The sequence below is a fragment of the Planctobacterium sp. AWM4_229 genome, from assembly GCF_056160305.1.
The window spans coordinates 119748-138582 of the sequence record NZ_JBSWWX010000005.1; the positions used below are offsets into that span (position 1 = coordinate 119748).

The window sequence follows — 18835 nt, forward strand, 5'->3', positions numbered from 1 at the left end:
ACGAATAGAATGCGCAAAGTGTCTGCCTTCAGAGATTTTACACATTAATAATGATTCATTATTGTCAAATGTGTTATTAGATTGAACACTATAGTCAAATGTTGACTCAGATAGTAATAGCAGACATTCCTTACGGTGTGCACTGGAATTAAAAGATGTATACTCATGTTTTGTATTTTTCACTGGCCTTTACTGGTTTACGATCGCACTAAGATGATAAAGAAGTCTGCCAGCAACTTTAAAGTTAATTCGTCTTAAGAATTGTTGCCATTTCCCAATAGCTGTTAATTGTTCTAATAGAAATAAATGTAAAAAGAGGAAATCAATGAAGATACTAGTAACTGGAAATGCCGGTTTTATTGGTTTTCATACGGCCAAAAACCTTTTGGAAAGAGGTGATTCAGTAGTCGGGTTTGATTCGGTTAACGATTATTATGATATTGGGATAAAAGAAAAGAGATTGCAAATCCTCAAAGAAACAGCTGAAAAAACAGGCTCTGAATATACTCATGTTAGGGCTAATTTGGCTGACCAAAGTGCAGTGGCTCAGTGTTTCAAAGAGAATCAAATTGAAAGAGTAATAAACCTGGCAGCGCAAGCGGGGGTGAGGTATTCATTGGAGAACCCTCACGCGTATGTTGAAAGTAATATAATTGCGTTTACAAATATAATCGAAGCCTGCAGGTATAACAATGTTCAGCATTTAACTTATGCCAGCACAAGTAGTGTATACGGTGCTAATACTAATATGCCTTTTAGTGAGCATCGTGGTGTTGATCATCCTCTTCAGTTTTATGCTGCAACAAAAAGGTCAAATGAATTAATCGCACATAGCTACAGTCATTTGTTTGGTTTACCAACGACGGGATTACGATTTTTTACCGTATATGGTCCATGGGGCAGACCAGATATGGCATTGTATTTGTTTACAAAAAATATATTGGAAGGCAAACCTATCGACGTCTTTAATAACGGAAATCATACTCGTGATTTTACCTATGTAGAAGATATTGTTGCTGGGGTTATTAAGGCTAATGATAAAGTCGCGACGCCGAATCCCGAATGGGATAGTAACGCTCCGGACCCTGCAACTAGTTCCGCTCCATTTAGAATTTTTAATATCGGGAATAATAATCCTGTCAAGTTGATGGAATACATTGAGGCGATTGAAGAGGCTTTAGGGATGAAGGCTAGTCTTAACTTGTTACCACTTCAAGCCGGTGATGTTCCTGATACATATGCTGACAGCTCTGAGTTGGAAAATAGCGTAAATTATAAGCCAGATACTCCTGTAAAAGTAGGTGTGTCACACTTTGTAAATTGGTATAGAGATTATTACGAGATATAGGTATCAGAAAAATTATGACACTATCAAACATATCTGATGTGAGAGTTGCCGTAATCGGTTTGGGTTATGTTGGCCTGCCGTTGGCTGTTGAATTCGGCAAAATATTGGAGGTCAAGGGGTTTGATATAAGCAGCTGTCGCATAGACGAGTTGAATAATGGTCATGACCGCACCATGGAAGTGCCAAAGGATGAGTTAGTCAGTGCTGAGAAACTAAATTTTACCACTGAGATTGCAGATTTGAGAGACTGTAATGTATTTATCGTTACTGTACCCACTCCGATTGAAGAATCAAAAAGGCCAGACTTGAGCCCACTGGATGGCGCAAGTAAAGCCATAGGTTCGGTGCTGAATAAAGGGGATGTGGTCATTTATGAGTCGACTGTTTATCCGGGAGCTACCGAGGAGTTTTGCGTACCTATTCTAGAAAAAGTTTCGGGTTTGAAGTTCAATGTTGACTTTTATGTTGGGTACAGTCCAGAACGTATAAATCCGGGTGATAAAGAGCATAGATTACCTACAATCGCAAAAGTAACCTCGGGGTCAACTAGTGAAGCGGCTACTTTTGTTGATGAGCTTTACAAAAAAATCATTGTAGCGGGGACATTTCAGGCTGAGAGTATTAAGGTCGCAGAAGCTGCGAAAGTGATAGAGAATACACAGCGTGATGTCAACATTGCACTAGTCAATGAGCTGGCTTTGATATTTGATAAGTTGGGGATAGACACAGAATCGGTATTAAAGGCTGCAGGAACTAAATGGAACTTCCTTCCTTTCAAGCCTGGTTTAGTTGGTGGTCATTGTATTGGTGTTGATCCTTATTATTTGACTCATAAAGCACAAAGTATTGGGTATCACCCTGAAATGATTTTGGCTGGAAGGCGAATCAACGACAGTATGGGGAGTTTTGTAGCTTCTCGATTAATAAAGTGTTTGTGTCAAAAACAGGTGGAAATAAAATCAGCAAATGTGCTGATTTTAGGATTGACCTTTAAGGAAAACTGTCCCGATCTAAGAAATACCAAGGTTGCAGATGTTTACACTGAGTTGCAAGATTATGGCTTGAACGTAGAAGTGTACGATCCGTGGGTGGAACAAAAAGAAGCGAAGGTTGAATACAATATAGATTTATTGCAATCATTGCCTCAGAAAAATGACTATTATAGTGCCGTGTTACTTGCGGTCGCTCATAACGAGTTCACCGCGTTAGATGCCGCGTATTTCAATAAAATCTGTAAATCTGACAAAGTTATTTATGATCTAAAGAACTGTCTCGATAAGGATTTCGTTGATTTTAGATTATAGTGTTTGTTTGAGATGTATCGTTACAATCCATTGAGTCAGGCTTACCTCTTTATTGCGGTGTTATTTCTCTCAATTTTCAGACCGGAAACGATTTGGGAAGATTGGCCAGTCTCAATGGAATTGATTACAGTTGTTGTTGTTTTCAGTTTACTATTCAAACGTGTGTTCTTTGATATCGGTCTTAGAGAATTTTGGAAGAGATATAAGGCTGTAAGTATACTGGTCACCGTCTATCACCTTTTGTGTATTACATCAGTATTTGCAAATGCTCAAGGAGCTGCAGAAGCCGATGAAATAATTCGTTTCGGATTGACGGGTGTGGCAGTCACCGGAACTTTTGCAGCATTGTTTTTCTTATTCAATTGTGATGTCCGAGCTAATCAGGCTGACGAAAACCGATTAAAAAGAAGTACTTTAGTTCTATTGCCATGGTTTTTCGTGTTTTTACTATGTGGACTGAGAATATGGCAACATCTGGATCCCTCTACTGCAAACTATATTTCTCAATTCTTTATTTCTATTGGCTACAATAAAGCCGGATTTTTCCGAATAAGCACCGATTTAGGGGCTGTTCTTGGAATTTGCATTGCGAGTCTTGTCCTGGTATTTCTGAGTGACAATTTTTCTCTTCTCCCTCGCAGAAGCAAAGTCTTACTTATATTGCTTGCGGCATTAATCTTTTATGCGGCGGCTATCAACGGGGCACGAGTTTTTCTATTGCAAGTGATGGTAATGTCTGGACTACTCCTATATCATTTTTTCTGGCGTAAGAGGTCATTGTTTCTTTTGTCGGTGATTTTTGCTTTCTTGCTTTTTCACCTGTTTATTATGGTTTCTCCGGAAAGAACGGCATTGAAATTGTCCAGCATGCTTCCGTACCTTATTTCACTTAGAACTGGAGGGACGATTACATTTTCTGAGTTAATACCCAATATATCGCTGGTTGCATTTGGTGATAGATTGCCATTATGGGAAACTGCAGCTCAGTTAATCCAGCAAAATCCTTGGTTAGGGCCGAGTAATGGTGTTGCCCGGCTGGCATCACCAAATGAGGAGAACAATACCCATAATCTTTTCTTGCAAGTGCTAGTTGACGCAGGTTTGCTTGGGGGGATTGTCGTGTTATTACTGTGTGCTTTCCTATTCAGACGGTTGTATATGAGCGGAACGAAGATGTTGCAGCTACTGCCAATTTTCTCGATGCTAGCTTGCTTAATGGTGGACTTTTATCCAGATCACAGCTTGCCTTGGGTGATTTGCGCCAGCTATTTTATTTCAGTGAGTCTTAGGTCTACTGTAGCTGAGCGATTTCAACAATCTAAAGTTATCAACGCCCGCACTTATAGAGTTCAATTAGCGATGTTGATGTTAGGATGCTGTGTCACCGTTGCTTTTTTATTGGGAATGTACCATGAAAATGTAGCAAGGAAAAATGCACAGTTAACTTCGCAAAGAACAGAAATGGTCGAAAATTTGTAGCTGATGCCAAGTGTTGTAGGAGCATGTGCGGCAGCTTCCGAGGTGATGCTTTTAGTGTTGATAGTTTAATGGTGAATTTGCACAAATTCTATTAAACGCAATCAGGATACATAGGCGATGATACAAGAGCAAGGTTATTAATACTGAGTTACTTTTCGCGAACGGAGAACTTTAAAGACAGTGTGTTCGGTAATTACGTGTAAAAATGGTTTAGGTTGGTAGTGACGACCTTTTCCACATTTGCGGTCTAAAAAACAAAAGTGATTATTGCTAATAGATTATTAGCCCTGATTTAAAATTGCTTACGGAATACTCATAGTATTCCTGAATTAAATACAATCGTTAGGAATCAATAGATGAAAAATTTTGCGATGATAGGTGCAGCTGGTTATATTGCGCCAAGGCATATGAAAGCGATTAAAGAAACGGGGAATGACCTTGTTGCTGCATTAGATAAGAATGATTCAGTGGGAATCATAGATAGTTATTTTCCAAACGCTGATTTTTTTACTGAATATGAGCGTTTTGACCGTCATATCGATTTATTGAGACGAAAGGGTAAAAGCATTGATTATGTCAGCATTGCTACTCCCAATTATCTACATGATTCACATATCAGATTTGCACTTCGAAGCAATGCGCATGCTATTTGTGAAAAGCCGCTTGTTTTAAATACGCGCAATATCGACGCACTGAAAGTTGTTCAGGAAGATACTGGAAAACAAATCTATAACATCCTTCAACTTCGTCTGCATCAGAGTATTATCGATTTGAAGGAGTTCGTTGCAAAAGAGGTTGCAAAGGATCCCAACAAGATGTTTGAAGTAGATTTGACATATTTAACCAGTCGAGGGCACTGGTATTTTGCCTCCTGGAAAGGCGAAGATAGCAAGTCTGGTGGGATTGCGACCAACATAGGCGTTCATTTTTACGATATGCTGGGCTATGTATTCGGTCCGGCAGTTAAGAATGAAACCCACTTAAAGCAAGAAGATGCTAATGCTGGTTATTTAGAATATAAACACGCGAGAGTACGTTGGTTCTTATCAGTGAATTACGATTATATTCCTGAGGTGGTGAAAGCCGCTGGTCAACGTACCTACCGCTCTATCACTGTTGATGGTAAAGAAATTGAATTTTCGGGGGGCTTTACAGATCTCCATACTAAGAGTTATGAACATATCCTTTCTGGTGACGGATTTGGCTTAGAAGAAGCGCGTATGAGCATTGAAATAGTTAGCGCCATACGTGAGCAAAGTACTTTGACTAATCGGTCTGACGAGCATCCTTTTATAAGTAAAGTAAACAGATAAACCATTTAACTTATGACACAATATTATAAACATGAAAGTGCTATCGTTGATGACGGTGCAAAAATAGGCAAAGACTCCAGGGTATGGCATTTTGTTCATATATGTGCTGGTGCGGTAATTGGTTCTGAAGTTTCACTAGGGCAGAATGTATTTGTTGGTAATAAAGTCACTATCGGCGATAAATGCAAAATACAGAATAATGTTTCTGTTTACGATAATGTACATTTGGAAGATGAGGTGTTTTGTGGTCCCAGCATGGTATTCACCAACGTCTACAACCCTCGTTCCGGAATAGAAAGAAAAGATGAGTATCGGAACACTAAAGTGGAAAAGGGGGTAACGCTGGGCGCTAACTGTACCATCGTTTGTGGTGTAACCATTGGCAAATGGGCGTTTGTTGGTGCTGGTGCGGTCGTTAATAAAGATGTGAAACCATACGCGTTAATGGTTGGTGTACCAGCAAAACAAGTTGGTTGGATGAGTGAATTTGGAGAACAACTAAATTTACCGCTGACTGGAAACGATGAAGTTAAGTGCCCTCACACAGGTCAAACCTATCAGTTGATCGGCAGTGAAGTTACAGTAAAAGTTTAAAGTCATTACAGCCTTTAAAAAAGAAGCAAAAGAATGCAATTCATAGACTTACAAGCACAGTATCAACATTTAAAAACTAAGATAGACAAGCGAATTCAAACTGTCTTGACGCACGGCAAATATATCATGGGCCCTGAGGTTCAGGAGTTAGAAGAGAGACTTGCTGAATATGTTGGTGTTAAGCATGCAATCACCTGTGCAAATGGTACCGATGCATTAACGTTATCCTTGATGGTTTTAGGGGTGAAAGAAGGAGATGCTGTGTTTTGCCCAACATTCACCTTTTTCGCTACGGCTGAAACGATAGCATTGGAAAAGGCTACGCCAGTTTTTGTAGATTCTGATGAATCGACCTTCAATATTTGCCCGATGGATTTAGAAAAGCAAATCAAGAAAGTTATTGCAAAAGGGGAATTGCATCCCAAAGCAATAGTAGCGGTCGATCTTTTTGGATTGCCAGCAAATTATCCTGAAATTCAAGCAATTGCTGATAAATATAATTTAAAATTAATTGAAGACGCAGCTCAAGGCTTTGGTGGAGAAATTAACGGAAAGCGTGCCGGCTCATTTGGTGATATTGCCACCACAAGTTTCTTCCCGGCAAAACCACTGGGTTGCTATGGTGATGGAGGGGCTGTTTTTACCAATAATGATGATTATGCAGCACTTTGTCGCTCACTCAGGGTCCACGGTAAAGGCCAAGATAAGTATGATAATGTTCGTATCGGTGTTAATAGCCGACTAGACACAATACAAGCCGCCATTTTGTTAGAAAAGCTAGATGCATTTCCTGCTGAGTTAAACGCGAGAAATAACTTAGCAGAACGATACCTGCAGGTTTTTGAAAAGCAATTTACAACGCCTGTTGTTCCTAATGATTATTTGAGCTCGTGGGCCCAATATACGCTTGTTTCAAAAAATCGAAATGAAACGCAGGAAGTCTTTAAAGCTAATGGTATTCCCACCATGGTATATTACGGTACCTGTATGCATCAACAAACAGCATTTAAGGCATTGAATTGTTCTGATGGCGATTACCCCATCGCGTCAACGTTAGCTAAAACCGTCTTTAGTCTACCTATGCACGGTTATTTATCTGATGAGAGCGTTCTCAAAATTTCCGATGTTTTAATGAATATTTAACTTATTTGAGCCAAACAAACACTATGAAAATACTTACAATACTGGGGGCTCGCCCACAGTTCATTAAAGCGTCGGCTATTTCTCGATACATTTCATTGAATGCACCACACATCGAAGAGATTATTGTTCATACAGGCCAGCATTTTGATGCGGGAATGTCTGATGTTTTTTTTCATCAGTTAGATATTAAACTCCCCAAATATAATCTCGGAGTTTCAGGGCTGGACCACGGCGCAATGACAGGTAGGATGTTAGAAAAAGTAGAAGAGATTTTAAAGTTAGAATCTCCAGACATCGTACTCGTGTATGGTGATACAAATTCAACACTAGCTGGAGCTTTAGCCGCTGCCAAATTGCATATACCGGTTGCCCATGTGGAAGCAGGCTTGCGTTCATTTAATATGCGTATGCCAGAAGAAATTAACAGGATATTGACCGACAGAGTCTCAACGTATTTATATTGTCCAACGAAATTGTCTATTGATAATCTAACTAATGAAGGCGTTCAGAAAGGGGTGTACCTGACTGGAGATGTAATGTTCGACGTTACTCTCTATTATCTGGAAAAAGCCAAAAGCGAGTATAAGTTAGACCATTGGGGGCTTGAGGATAAAGCTTTTTCACTGTGTACAGTGCACCGCGCAGAAAATACCGATAGTGCAGATAGGTTGAGAAACATTGTTAGCGCTTTAGATGAGCTGTCTCAACAGGAACAGATAGTTTTGCCTTTGCATCCACGAACCCGTAAAAAGTTGGCTGAATTAAATTTGGACGATTTATTGCGAAACGTCAAGGTTATTGACCCTGTAGGATACTTGGAAATGCAGAGGCTAGAGGCCGGTTCCAGGATGATACTAACGGATTCTGGTGGTGTGCAAAAAGAAGCCTTTTTTCATGGAGTTCCCTGTATTACACTACGCGACGAAACTGAATGGGTAGAAACAGTTGATAGTGGTTGGAACATTATAGCTGGTGCTTCAAGAAACAAAATTATTGATGCATTCACTAAACAAAAACAGCTGGAAAGTGTTGTACCGAGCTCTCCGTATGGAGATGGTAATGCGGCTGCAACTATCGTTACTACATTAATTTGACGTTTATATTTCTAGTATATCGATACGTAAAAGTAAATCGAAGAGAAAATACTTGTTGCCCATGCGGCTGAATTATTCAGACCATGTCTACAAACATTTCTACTATTATTGGTCCATTCATTGAAAATTACCACGTACGTACTTAAAAAAAAGGAACGACCGAATATTGTTTTTTCTTGTACTTGTGTGATCAAAAGATTATTAACCTCAGGAAGGCTATTATGATATTAGTACTACTGCCAGCATATAATGAAGAGGAATCTCTGCCATTGTTGATGCCTAAGCTGGCAACTGTATTTGAAAAAATGGGTGAGAAATACAAAATTCTGGTTTGTGACGACGGTAGCAAAGATAGAACTTTGGAACTGCTGAACGAGTACCAGAAAACGATGAATATAGAAGTAATCGTTCACAAAATTAATCGCGGTTTAGGAGAAGCTTCTAGAGATCTTTTTGAGCGAGCTGCTGAAATTACAAAACCTGATGACTATATCATTCGACTAGATTGCGATGATACTCATGAGCCTGAGTTTATTCCAACAATGTTGGATAAAGTGAAGGCGGGCTTTGATGTGGTGATTGCATCTCGTTTTGAACCGGGTGGTGGTCAGCAAGGGGTTAGTGCTTACAGGGCTTTAATTAGTCGTGCAGCGAACATGTTCATGAAGTTATTTTTTCCGATAAAAGGATTAAAAGAATATAGCTGCGGTTTCAGAGCATATCGCGCAAGTATTATTCAATCAGCAATTACTTTTTACGGCAACGATTTTATCCAATTAAAGGGGCTAGGGTTTACCTGCACTTTAGAAAAGTTGGTAAAACTTAAAATTCTGGGCGCCAAGTTTGGAGAAGTTCCTTTTATGTTGCGTTATGATCAAAAGGTGAGTGAGAGCAAGATGGTGAGTAGTGTTACCACCTTAGGATATTTGACAATGGCATTATTGTACCATTGGCCATTTGGTGGTTGGCGATTGTCATATAAGAAAAAGTACAAGCAGTTCAATAAAGCCAAATAGAAGTAGTTAGTTTTATGTGTGGAATAGTAGGGATATTGAACAGCCGCTCATCAGCAGAACAAGCTGACATGCAAAATGTTGCACACTCTATGATGCAGCAGTTACATCATAGAGGTCCTGATGACCAAGGGTGCATTGAATTAAACGGAGCTGTTCTTGGGCATAAACGGCTCTCGATTATTGATCTGGAGCATGGTCATCAGCCTATGATATCAGGAGATGGTCGCTATGCTTTGGTATTTAATGGAGAAATATATAATTACATTGAGTTGAGAAATGAACTGATCGGCAAAGGGGTATCATTTCAAACTTTTTCAGACTCAGAAGTATTGTTGCAGATGCTAATACAATACGGAGAGCAGGCATTGTCCAAACTGATAGGTATGTTTGCATTTTGTTTTGTCGATACGCATTCAGGTAAGTGGTTAATGGCTCGTGACCACTTTGGCATAAAGCCGCTGTATTACAGAATCTTCGGTGATGCTATTTATTTTGCTTCAGAAATTAAAGCGCTTACCGAGACCCCTGAGTTTAAAGCTCAAGTTAGCAGAGAATCCCTTAATCAATACTTTACTTTCCAATTTTGTATTGGAGAAAATACGTTATTCAATGATATAACTAAATTAGATGCCGCGACGTATATAAAAGGGAAAGGTAACAAGGTTACATCTACAGATGTGTATTGGTCTCCAGATTACGAACCTGATGAGAGTCACACTGAGGAGTACTTTTTAGAAAAGCTCTCGAGTTTGCTTCAGGATTCAGCGAGATTGCAAATTCGTAGTGATGTACCATTGGGAGCTTACCTTTCAGGAGGGCTGGACTCGAGCATAGTGTCATCACTTGCGTCTAATGTATTACACGACAGTGTACCTTTGTTTACTGGAAAGTTTGCTGAAGGTCCAGAATATGATGAAACTCCTTACGCTAGACAAGTATGCCAAAAAATTAATGGGCGATTGCATGAAATTACTCCCAGTGCCAATGATTTTGTCGAGTACCTGCCATATGTAATTAAAATGATGGATGAACCCTTGGCTGGACCGGGAGTCTTTCCTCAATTCATGGTGAGTAGAGAAGCTTCTAAACATGTAAAAGTAGTACTTGGTGGACAAGGTGGTGATGAAATTTTCGGTGGCTATGCTAGGTATCTCGTAGGTTACTTAGAACAGTCCTTAAAAGCTAAAATTATGCAAGACGATGAAGAAGGAAGTTCAGCTATTCCATTAGAGCATTTGATGTCAAACCTTCAGATGTTAAAACAATATAAACCTATGTTGAGTAACTTCTGGAAGCAAGGCTTATTTGATGACATGGATAGGCGATACTTTCGTTTGATAGATCGCAGCCCTGATTTGGGAGATATATTGACCGGGGAGATGCTTGATGGTTTCTGTGCTGAATCGGTATTTGAAGACTTCCAGTCAATTTTTAATCGCATAGAGTCACCCTCTTACATTAATAAAATGACGCACTTTGATTTGAAAACATTATTGCCAGCATTGTTGCATGTTGAAGATCGTGTCAGCATGGCTGCGTCCATTGAGTCTCGCGTACCCTTGCTTGACTGGAGAATTGTTGATTTGGTCTCATCTATTCCTGCAAGCATCAAGTTTAATGGCGGTGAAACAAAGTCTCTGTTGAAAAAAGCGGCAGGGCATCTCATTCCAAAATCTATCAATGAGCGCAAAGACAAAATGGGTTTTCCTGTGCCATTGAATGATTGGATGAAGTCTGGAATTGTTCGAGACTTTGTCATAGATACACTTTCCTCAACAAAGAGTCTGAATCGTGGCATTTACAAACCTGAAGTATTGCGGAATGCAGGGCAGTTTGGGGGAGTTGGTGGAAGACAGCTATGGGGAATTCTTTCTTTAGAGTTGTGGCATCAAGAAGTGTTGGGAGTATAGGTATGTCAGAGTCATTTTTTGGTCTTTCTGACATCGAAGCTGTTGTTAAGAAGTTACTTTTTACACAGAATCGCGATCCTTATTGCCAAACTTATGGGTGTTTTGACCGGCACCATTGGGCTTGGAAGATTACCGACTTTCCAGAAGCGACATATCAAAGAAATGTGTATACCTTGGCATGGTTTCTAAAAAATGGTGACGGGTATGATAAAACATTAGAAGAAGCTGTGCTTTCTGGTTTGGAATTTGCTGTAAAAATACAACACAAAGATGGTTCTTTCGACCAAGCGTTTCCCCAGGAACACAGTTTCGGTGCAACTGCATTCCTATTGCATCCACTGTTGGCCAGTTTAAAAATCATAAAAGAGTATTCTATAGATTCTACCAGAATTATCGGTATAGAAAATTCTCTTCGCAGAGCAGCTGACTTTCTGGTTTCTCATGAAGAAACACATGGCTTTATTTCAAATCATTTAGCAGGTGCAGCTTGGTCTTTAATTTTTGCCTATCAATATTTTTCTGAAGAGAAATACCTTCTCAGGGGCCGTTATATTGTGCAGCAGATAATGGAAAAACAGTCCGGAGAAGGCTGGTTCTTGGAATATGACGGCGCAGATCCAGGATATCAATCCCTGTGCGTATACTACTTGGCTCAATGTAATACAATACTTAAATGTAAGCATCTAGAGGATTCGCTGAATCGAAGTACCGAATTTTTGTCCTATTTTCTCCATCCGGATAGCAGTTTTGCAGGTGAATATGGTAGCCGTCGTACTTGCAATTTATATGTTGGAGGGCTCTCGATTTTGGCTAGGACGTGTAAGTTGGCTGCAGGGCTTGTAAAGGGATACCTCAAGGGAATTGAAAAAGGAAGGATGCCCAATTTATTAGAGATTGATATGGGGAATCTCGCGCCAATGAGTGCAAACTACATACTAGCTTTGGAGGAACAACCTCATCTAGTCCGGGATGCAATATTTAAGTGGAAAGAAGATGGGTTCTTAAAATGTTTTTCGGCTGCCGGTATCTCTGTGATATCTAACTCTACGGCTTATCTTGTCATTGGAGTATCGAGTGGCGGTGTTTTAAAAGTTTTTAACAAAAAAAATCGCACTTTAATCGTTGATGAAGTGGGCTATGTAGGGCGACTGAAAAATGGTCAATTAGTTACAACACAGATTAATCAGCAAGCAGAGAATGTAGAAATTTCAGAGCATAAAGTTGAGTTCAAGGTTTCTTTCTTTAAATTGCTTGACCAGGTTCCTACTCCTTTGAAGATGCTAGTTTTACGCATTTTAAACTTATCGGTCATGAGAAGCATATTACTTGGAAATATCACCAAGGCTCTTTTGGTGAAGGTTCTGATAAGTGGGAGGAAAGAAACTGGGTTGGAGCTTAATAGGACAATAATCATCGAACCTAATACGCTTAAAATTGAAGATCGGCTTTACTTTGAAAGTAATGTCATGAACACAGCAATCGAGTGGCTCGAAAAAGGGAATCGTTTTGTTGGAATGCACATGGCATCTGCTAGATATTTTTCTATCGAACAATCCCCCACCGTAGAAAAAGAAATGCGATTTGAAGCCGACAGTGCGCAGCTTAATAAGCTGAATAGTGACGGCGAGACTTGTCATTCATGGTCTGTGGAATTGGCAAATAAATAGTTAGGTACTGGAATTTTTTATCAATGCCTCTATGGTATGAAGAATTTATTGGACTGCGTGAGTGAGTAGGCTAAAACAGTTAGGAAAAGATTCTGTTGTTTATGGAATTGGCGGAATTTTTGCAAAAAGTGTCACCTTTCTGGTGCTGCCGATTTATACTCGACTATTTTCGCCGAGTGAATATGGCGCCATTGAAATGCTAACTGTGATTAGTAGCTTCCTTGGTGCATTGCTTGTAATGGGAATGGACGCTGCCCAATCGTTTTATTTCTACAAAGTAAAAAATCAAGGAAAACAGGCCCAAGCTGAATTGGTTACCGCCATTCTCCAATGGAGGTTGCTTTGGGGGCTAAGTATAGTTCTGATAGCCACACTATTTGCCCCCTTGTTAAACAATGTGTTCTTTGATTCAGCTCTCAGCTGGGAGTACTTTGCTATCGCATTTGCGGGTTCTTTATTCATTCAGGTGATGAATCAAAGTGCAGAAGTAATGAGGTTACTATACAGACCTTGGAAGTACATCTTCATTATGATTAGCCAATCAATTCTTGCTACATCTTTGATCCTCATATTCACGCTTCTGTTAGATGCTGGTTTAAAAGGGTACTTCTGGGGAACGACGATCGCATCTGCGTGTATCGGAGTTTTAGGGTGGTTTAATGCGCGCGATTATCTAAGTTTTAACAAATTACATACATCGCAATGGCCTAAGCTCATTCGCTTTGGAGCTCCCTTGCTGCCTGCGGGAATGGCTGTTTATTTTATGAGTAGTGCTGATAGATGGTTTATTCAATACTATCATGGGCAGGATGTTCTCGGCCTTTTTGCCGTTGGAGCAAAGTTTGGTGCGGTTGCTATGGTTGCTATTGAACTTTTCAGAAAAGCGGCTTTTCCATTGGCTATGGATGCAATTAACAGTGGTGATGAGAAGCTTTTTTATCAATTAACGTTGGTTTATTTTGGTATAGCTTCGATTGGAACACTTTTTCTGACTCTTGTTTCCCCTGTTTTGGTAAATTTCGTCGTTCCTTCTGAATATTTCGAGGCTTGGATTATCGTAGGAATAGTGTCATGGCAATTTGTTTTTTGGGGATATTTCATGATTTCCGGTCCTGGGCTTTGGCGAGCTGAAAAAACCTACCTTAGAGCATATGTTATGGGGATAGCTTCGGTAGTTGGTGTCATTCTAAACTACTTTTTTGTACCTGCAATGGGGTACATAGGGGCAGCTATCAGTACAGCCCTTACTTATTTTTTCTGTCTGGTGATAATGGTGTTGGTCTCTCGTAAGTACTGGGAAATACCCTTACCTTTCTTTTTAGTGGCAAAATATTTAGCAATAGGTGTTTTAGGGACTGGTTATTTAATATGTTATGCGCTGCCCGGAATTGATTTATCAGATATTATAATTGTTACCTCGTTATCTATTTATATAGGTGTGAGTTTATGGCTTCAATTAAAAAAATCGCTGGAGTATTAAGTGGTTGATTCCAAAATTTTAAACAAGTTACAGACCCGACTGATGAAAGAGCGACTATACACACAGTTTGGAGATTGGGTCACTGATTTCGGAAACAAGCCAAGTAAGCCGGGTAAGTTAATTGTTGTAGCGGGCTTGTTCAAAACAGGGTCCACTTTTGTCGAGATGGTACTCAACAAATATTTGGATACCTACAAGGTTGAAATTGCAGCAAAAGGCGATTATGCCTCGCTAAGCAACGCAAGGCTGTTTTTTAACAGTAGAAAAACATGTGCTCGTCATATCAGATTATTTGCGTCTGAAAGGCAATTCGCTCTCATACAGAAATATCGGCTTTCTCCATTGTTCATGACAAGAAATATTTATGACAGTTTGATAAGCGTAAAAGAGCATATAAATAATGGAAATTGGCTTGGCGGAACAGGTCTTTATATTCCAAGAAACTTCAATGAGTTGACAGAAGAAGACCAGCGCCAGATGGTTATTGATATAGTATTGCCTTACTCCATAAACTTGTATTTACCATGGTTGGAAAACAAACAAAATATTAATTTTTTGCCTATTTCTTATGAGCAAATGGTGGGTGACAAACTGAGTTTCTTTGAGCAAATATTGAATTTCTATGGCATAGAATTTGATGTTGATAGAGCAAAAAGAGTCATCAATGAGCTTGAAGGTGGCAAGCGTGATCCCAACAAAGGAATACGTTTCAACAAAGGGAAAGTTGGTAGAGGAATAAATCAGTTTTCTCAAGGTCAACTTGCTCAAATAGAAGCCTACCTTTCTCGTGTGGGACATGATTTTTCGGAGATAATTTAGAAAATGAAACAACTGTTAGAAGCAGATTGGATTCTTAAGGAAGCTTTTCCTGTCCACCGCAAAAGTAAAGAAAAAGATGACTGGGATGCTTGGGGGGTCAGAGATATCGCTTTGTTAAGTGGACCAGATGGCCGTTTTATCAAAAACAGTAATGGGATGTTACAGGCGTTTTATACAGGGAGTACCGAAGAGGGAACATTGCAGCAAGGCGGGAAAGTAGTTAGTGCTGACAATGGACGTTCGTGGCAGAAAGAAACTAAAGAGCCCGTACTTAGCGTGAATAAAGGGAGTTGGGATGGAGCGGTCGCGGCATCTCCCTGGTGCATTAAGATGGAAAATAAGTATCTGATGTATTATCGCGGTTCTACAAAAGTAAATGTCAATGACGCAATAGGTCTTGCATATAGTGATGATGGTTTAAATTTTGAGCGATATCCTAACAATCCGATTCTAACTTCTAAAGATTTTTCGGGTCTGCGTACCCATCCTTCAGCGATGGGAGTGCTGAATGCGGTAGTTGATTACGATGGAAATATCATTATTTGCTTTGAGGCAAATGAGTCAGAGAACAAAAAGCGTGGCCAAATATTCGCAGCAAAGTCTACAGATGGTATCAACTTTTCGCCAATGAATGGTGGGAGTCCACTTTTTTCTGATAAGCAGGTTAAAACATGGCCCGTTGAAGCAGTTTGTAATCCAAGAATAATTAGACTTGAAGATGGCTGGTTCATGCTTGGTTTTAATGGTACGGCAGAGGGCGATTATGCAATCGGGATAGCTTTTACTAAAGACTTTATTAATTGGACGGAGCACAGACAAAACCCAATTCTTATTCCGGACGGCTGGCCGGTGGACAATTCTCATAGCTATAGGCTCGAAGGTCCTTGTTTTGATCGACAAGCTTTGTTGCAGATGGATAAAACTATTGATTGCTTCTTCATGGGGATACCGTTTGAAGGTAAGAATCACCAAGCAGCCACCAATTCTCTCGCAATATTTCAATTACGGGATTCTGGTGTAATATCGTCTCAATTTCGTGTGTCGCCAGGCTTTTTGAAAGCCGTTGAAGTATTCGATGAAAAAGTGACATTGCTTGCTTCAAAACAAGATATTGACTATGCCCAAGCACATTTTATTAGAAGATCTTCGTCATCAGGTTCTTTGGTTTGCAGCATTGATCTTCTCACATTGGAAGGTAAGAAACAGTTTTTCATTGCGCTTTCTAACTCTTTTCTGAGTCCGATACAGGGCAACGGAGCCCTGATTTCTGTCAAAGATAATAGAATCGAAGTATGGTCGCCTAGGGAGTATTACAAGCCCAATTCTGGATTGAAAAGCGTTTTTAAGGCAGTTTTCAGAAATATTCAACGCAGGATCGATCGTTTGCTGTCAAACAGTAAATTTTCCACAATAGGTCGAGCCAGTTTGGGACAAATTGATCTTAGTGGCGCCCAGTCAATTGAGCTACAATTGCTCAAGAACAAGTTGACTGTGTCTACAATAACTAATGGGTGCATGAACCAGCCAATTAACTTTAGTTTACACCAAGAATGTGAACCTGCTCCACGTATCATTACTTTAGGTGCAATCGAAACAGATTTAACTATAAAAGTTGTTGAGAAGTAACTTATAGGAACAGCAATCTATATTTCATACTGTTTATATCTCTGGGATTTTGCTTTGGCTAAAGAGGGAGACACAAACAGAGAACTATTATTAAGCTAGAATTAAACTATCGTTATTATGATAAATGCTATCAAAAGATACACTAATAAATTTGGGAATCGTGGGATTCTCGCTTTAATTTTTGCACCGATTACTGTTGTCATTACCACGCCATTTTTTCTGGTTATGTCGTTATTGAATTGTCGGGTTTTGGCAAATGGTCAGTGGAGTCATTACAGTCGATTTAATCCAACCCGGGGACTCAATTCTCTATTTTATTGGAATCAAGCACTAAATATTGAAAAGTTTTCCTTTCAAGGGACCTCGACGCTGATAGGTAACGGCCGTTTCGAATTGAGCCGTTGGTTTCACTTATCATTACCCTCAATAATATTGAATTGGCGGTTAGGACCAGTAGCGATTCTAATTGGTATGTTTGGTTGGTTGTTCTTACACACTTTTTGGTTAACAGGGCCAGTTACAGAGTACTTTTGGTTGATCATTGCTTGCGCTCTATGCAGCTCTAGCTTTTATTGTAATTTATTTGAATTACAAAATTATAATGTTATGGGGTGGTTGTTTTTCCCCTTGGGCATTTGGTGCCTTTATAATCAGCAATATGAACTTGCAGCAATTTGTTGGCTGTTGTGCAGTTTTGGTTCGATTACCGCCTGCTTTATTGCAGCATTTCTGTGCCTTGCAAGTGCTTTGCAAGTTAGTAGTATTATGCCGATTTTTTCCATGATTCCCGCTGTTTTGAAAATTGCTCTACATTTTCTCAGAATGTTAGAAAAAGGACATCTTTTAGAACAAGTCATTCGAGTTGCAAAAGGCATTGGAGTTGTAAAAGGAAAAAAGAAGTTAATAAGAAAAGCTGAATCCAGCGACTACATCAAAACGATTTACTATTCAATTCTACTAGCTCAATTCCAATTTTTTTATATGTTCTCGACTGGTTATGTTGATTATTTGCTGGTTAGTTTGTGGATGTTAATGATTGTTAACGATTTAAAAATTATGCGATTTGCAGACCTTGGCTCAATATTGATGCCGATAATGACAGTCTGCACAGCCATGTTAATTATGTCTTTTGACTGGCAGCTATTTCTTTCATGGCTGTTATTGATGAATCCAATTCCATACTTTTTGTCTTTTACCGATAGGCAAAAGTATTTATTTACTGTTCCATTACGAGCACCATTCGATTTAAGGTCAATTAAGAAAGCCCTTGTGAATTTATTAGAGAAAATACCGCCAGGTGAGAAAGTAATTTGTTGTTTTGATGATCCTGTAGGGAACTACCAACGTGTTTTTGACGGGCAAAGAGCTATTCACGAAGCCGTACTTTACTTCGCGTCGGAGAGAAATATCCACGTCTTTCCCGATTGGTATTTGGTGTTCGAAAATAATATTACTGATAGTGAGGCTGATTTTTGGGGGAGAAGTATAGAGGAAATAGAAAAGAATCTGGCAAGTTGTAAAGGGAGTTACTTTTTGTATTATGAGTCGGAAGAAAACCCACTAGACACTAAGGGGAGAGATGTCCATTTAGTTGGATGGATAGATTGGGAGTCGGTCCAGTCTGAAATTGGAATTGAACTGCCAATAGCTACAAAGGGTACTAAGTGGAGTCTTTACCAGTTGACCAGTGACGAAAGCCTTTAAATTATTCGGGCCAGTCATTGTTTGACAAAAAAATAAAGTTCTATGCTCACAAATTATCATTAAATAATGAAATAACTTCTTCACTTGGACAATGTAATCTTTGGATTTCAGAAAGGTTGTTTGTCATGTTTTATTTGGTTAGGTGTGACAGAAAAACGTTTTAGTATTTTTGGCTGACTAATTCAACGTCACAAAATAGATAGTCACAATGAGGTAGTGGTTTAGAACAGTCCAATATAAAACATACTAACAGAATAAAAGGCGGCCATTAGATAAAGAGATTAAGTGCTCCAAGGTAGAGTTGAGTCTCTTTTGGAGTTGAAACTTGGTTCTAGAAA

The 18835-nt window shown here is 39.4% G+C and carries 14 protein-coding genes; all 14 read left to right on the top strand.

Annotation, left to right across the window (positions count from 1 at the left end; genetic code table 11):
* Positions 1 to 325 precede the first annotated feature (325 nt).
* Positions 326 to 1348, top strand: coding sequence for an NAD-dependent epimerase (locus ACXAGP_RS12245; protein WP_475261705.1), 1023 nt, complete (start codon positions 326 to 328; stop codon positions 1346 to 1348).
* A 14-nt stretch (positions 1349 to 1362) separates the two neighbouring features.
* On the top strand, positions 1363 to 2652 hold the full coding sequence (tviB, locus tag ACXAGP_RS12250; RefSeq protein ID WP_475261707.1) for a Vi polysaccharide biosynthesis UDP-N-acetylglucosamine C-6 dehydrogenase TviB: 1290 nt from the start codon (positions 1363 to 1365) through the stop codon (positions 2650 to 2652).
* Between the two features lie 12 nt (positions 2653 to 2664).
* On the top strand, positions 2665 to 4131 hold the full coding sequence (locus ACXAGP_RS12255; protein WP_475261709.1) for an O-antigen ligase family protein: 1467 nt from the start codon (positions 2665 to 2667) through the stop codon (positions 4129 to 4131).
* Positions 4132 to 4487: 356 nt separating this feature from the next.
* Positions 4488 to 5444: a Gfo/Idh/MocA family protein gene (locus ACXAGP_RS12260; protein ID WP_475261711.1), complete on the top strand. Its 957-nt coding sequence runs from the start codon at positions 4488 to 4490 to the stop codon at positions 5442 to 5444.
* Between the two features lie 12 nt (positions 5445 to 5456).
* Positions 5457 to 6038, top strand: a complete 582-nt coding sequence (locus ACXAGP_RS12265; RefSeq protein ID WP_475261713.1) for an acyltransferase — start codon at positions 5457 to 5459, stop codon at positions 6036 to 6038.
* 33 nt (positions 6039 to 6071) lie between these two features.
* Positions 6072 to 7181: a DegT/DnrJ/EryC1/StrS family aminotransferase gene (locus ACXAGP_RS12270; RefSeq protein WP_475261714.1), complete on the top strand. Its 1110-nt coding sequence runs from the start codon at positions 6072 to 6074 to the stop codon at positions 7179 to 7181.
* A gap of 23 nt (positions 7182 to 7204) precedes the next feature.
* A complete protein-coding gene (gene wecB / locus ACXAGP_RS12275) occupies positions 7205 to 8275 on the top strand; it encodes a non-hydrolyzing UDP-N-acetylglucosamine 2-epimerase (RefSeq protein ID WP_475261715.1) in 1071 nt (356 codons plus the stop codon).
* 221 nt (positions 8276 to 8496) lie between these two features.
* Positions 8497 to 9291, top strand: coding sequence for a glycosyltransferase family 2 protein (locus ACXAGP_RS12280; RefSeq protein WP_475261717.1), 795 nt, complete (start codon positions 8497 to 8499; stop codon positions 9289 to 9291).
* 14 nt (positions 9292 to 9305) lie between these two features.
* Positions 9306 to 11201 carry an asparagine synthase (glutamine-hydrolyzing) gene (gene asnB / locus ACXAGP_RS12285; protein ID WP_475261719.1) on the top strand — a complete coding sequence of 632 codons (1896 nt, stop codon included), beginning with the start codon at positions 9306 to 9308 and terminating at the stop codon, positions 11199 to 11201.
* 2 nt (positions 11202 to 11203) lie between these two features.
* Entirely contained in the window at positions 11204 to 12868 is a 1665-nt protein-coding gene (locus ACXAGP_RS12290; RefSeq protein ID WP_475261720.1) for an ulvan lysase-like protein, read from the top strand.
* 61 nt (positions 12869 to 12929) lie between these two features.
* The gene (locus ACXAGP_RS12295) at positions 12930 to 14348 is read left to right on the top strand and encodes a lipopolysaccharide biosynthesis protein (RefSeq protein WP_475261722.1); all 1419 of its coding nucleotides are present in this window, start codon (positions 12930 to 12932) and stop codon (positions 14346 to 14348) included.
* The gene (locus ACXAGP_RS12300; RefSeq protein ID WP_475261724.1) at positions 14349 to 15167 is read left to right on the top strand and encodes a sulfotransferase domain-containing protein; all 819 of its coding nucleotides are present in this window, start codon (positions 14349 to 14351) and stop codon (positions 15165 to 15167) included.
* Between the two features lie 3 nt (positions 15168 to 15170).
* Positions 15171 to 16793, top strand: a complete 1623-nt coding sequence (locus ACXAGP_RS12305; protein ID WP_475261725.1) for a hypothetical protein — start codon at positions 15171 to 15173, stop codon at positions 16791 to 16793.
* 117 nt (positions 16794 to 16910) lie between these two features.
* On the top strand, positions 16911 to 18497 hold the full coding sequence (locus ACXAGP_RS12310) for a hypothetical protein (protein WP_475261727.1): 1587 nt from the start codon (positions 16911 to 16913) through the stop codon (positions 18495 to 18497).
* Positions 18498 to 18835 lie beyond the last annotated feature (338 nt).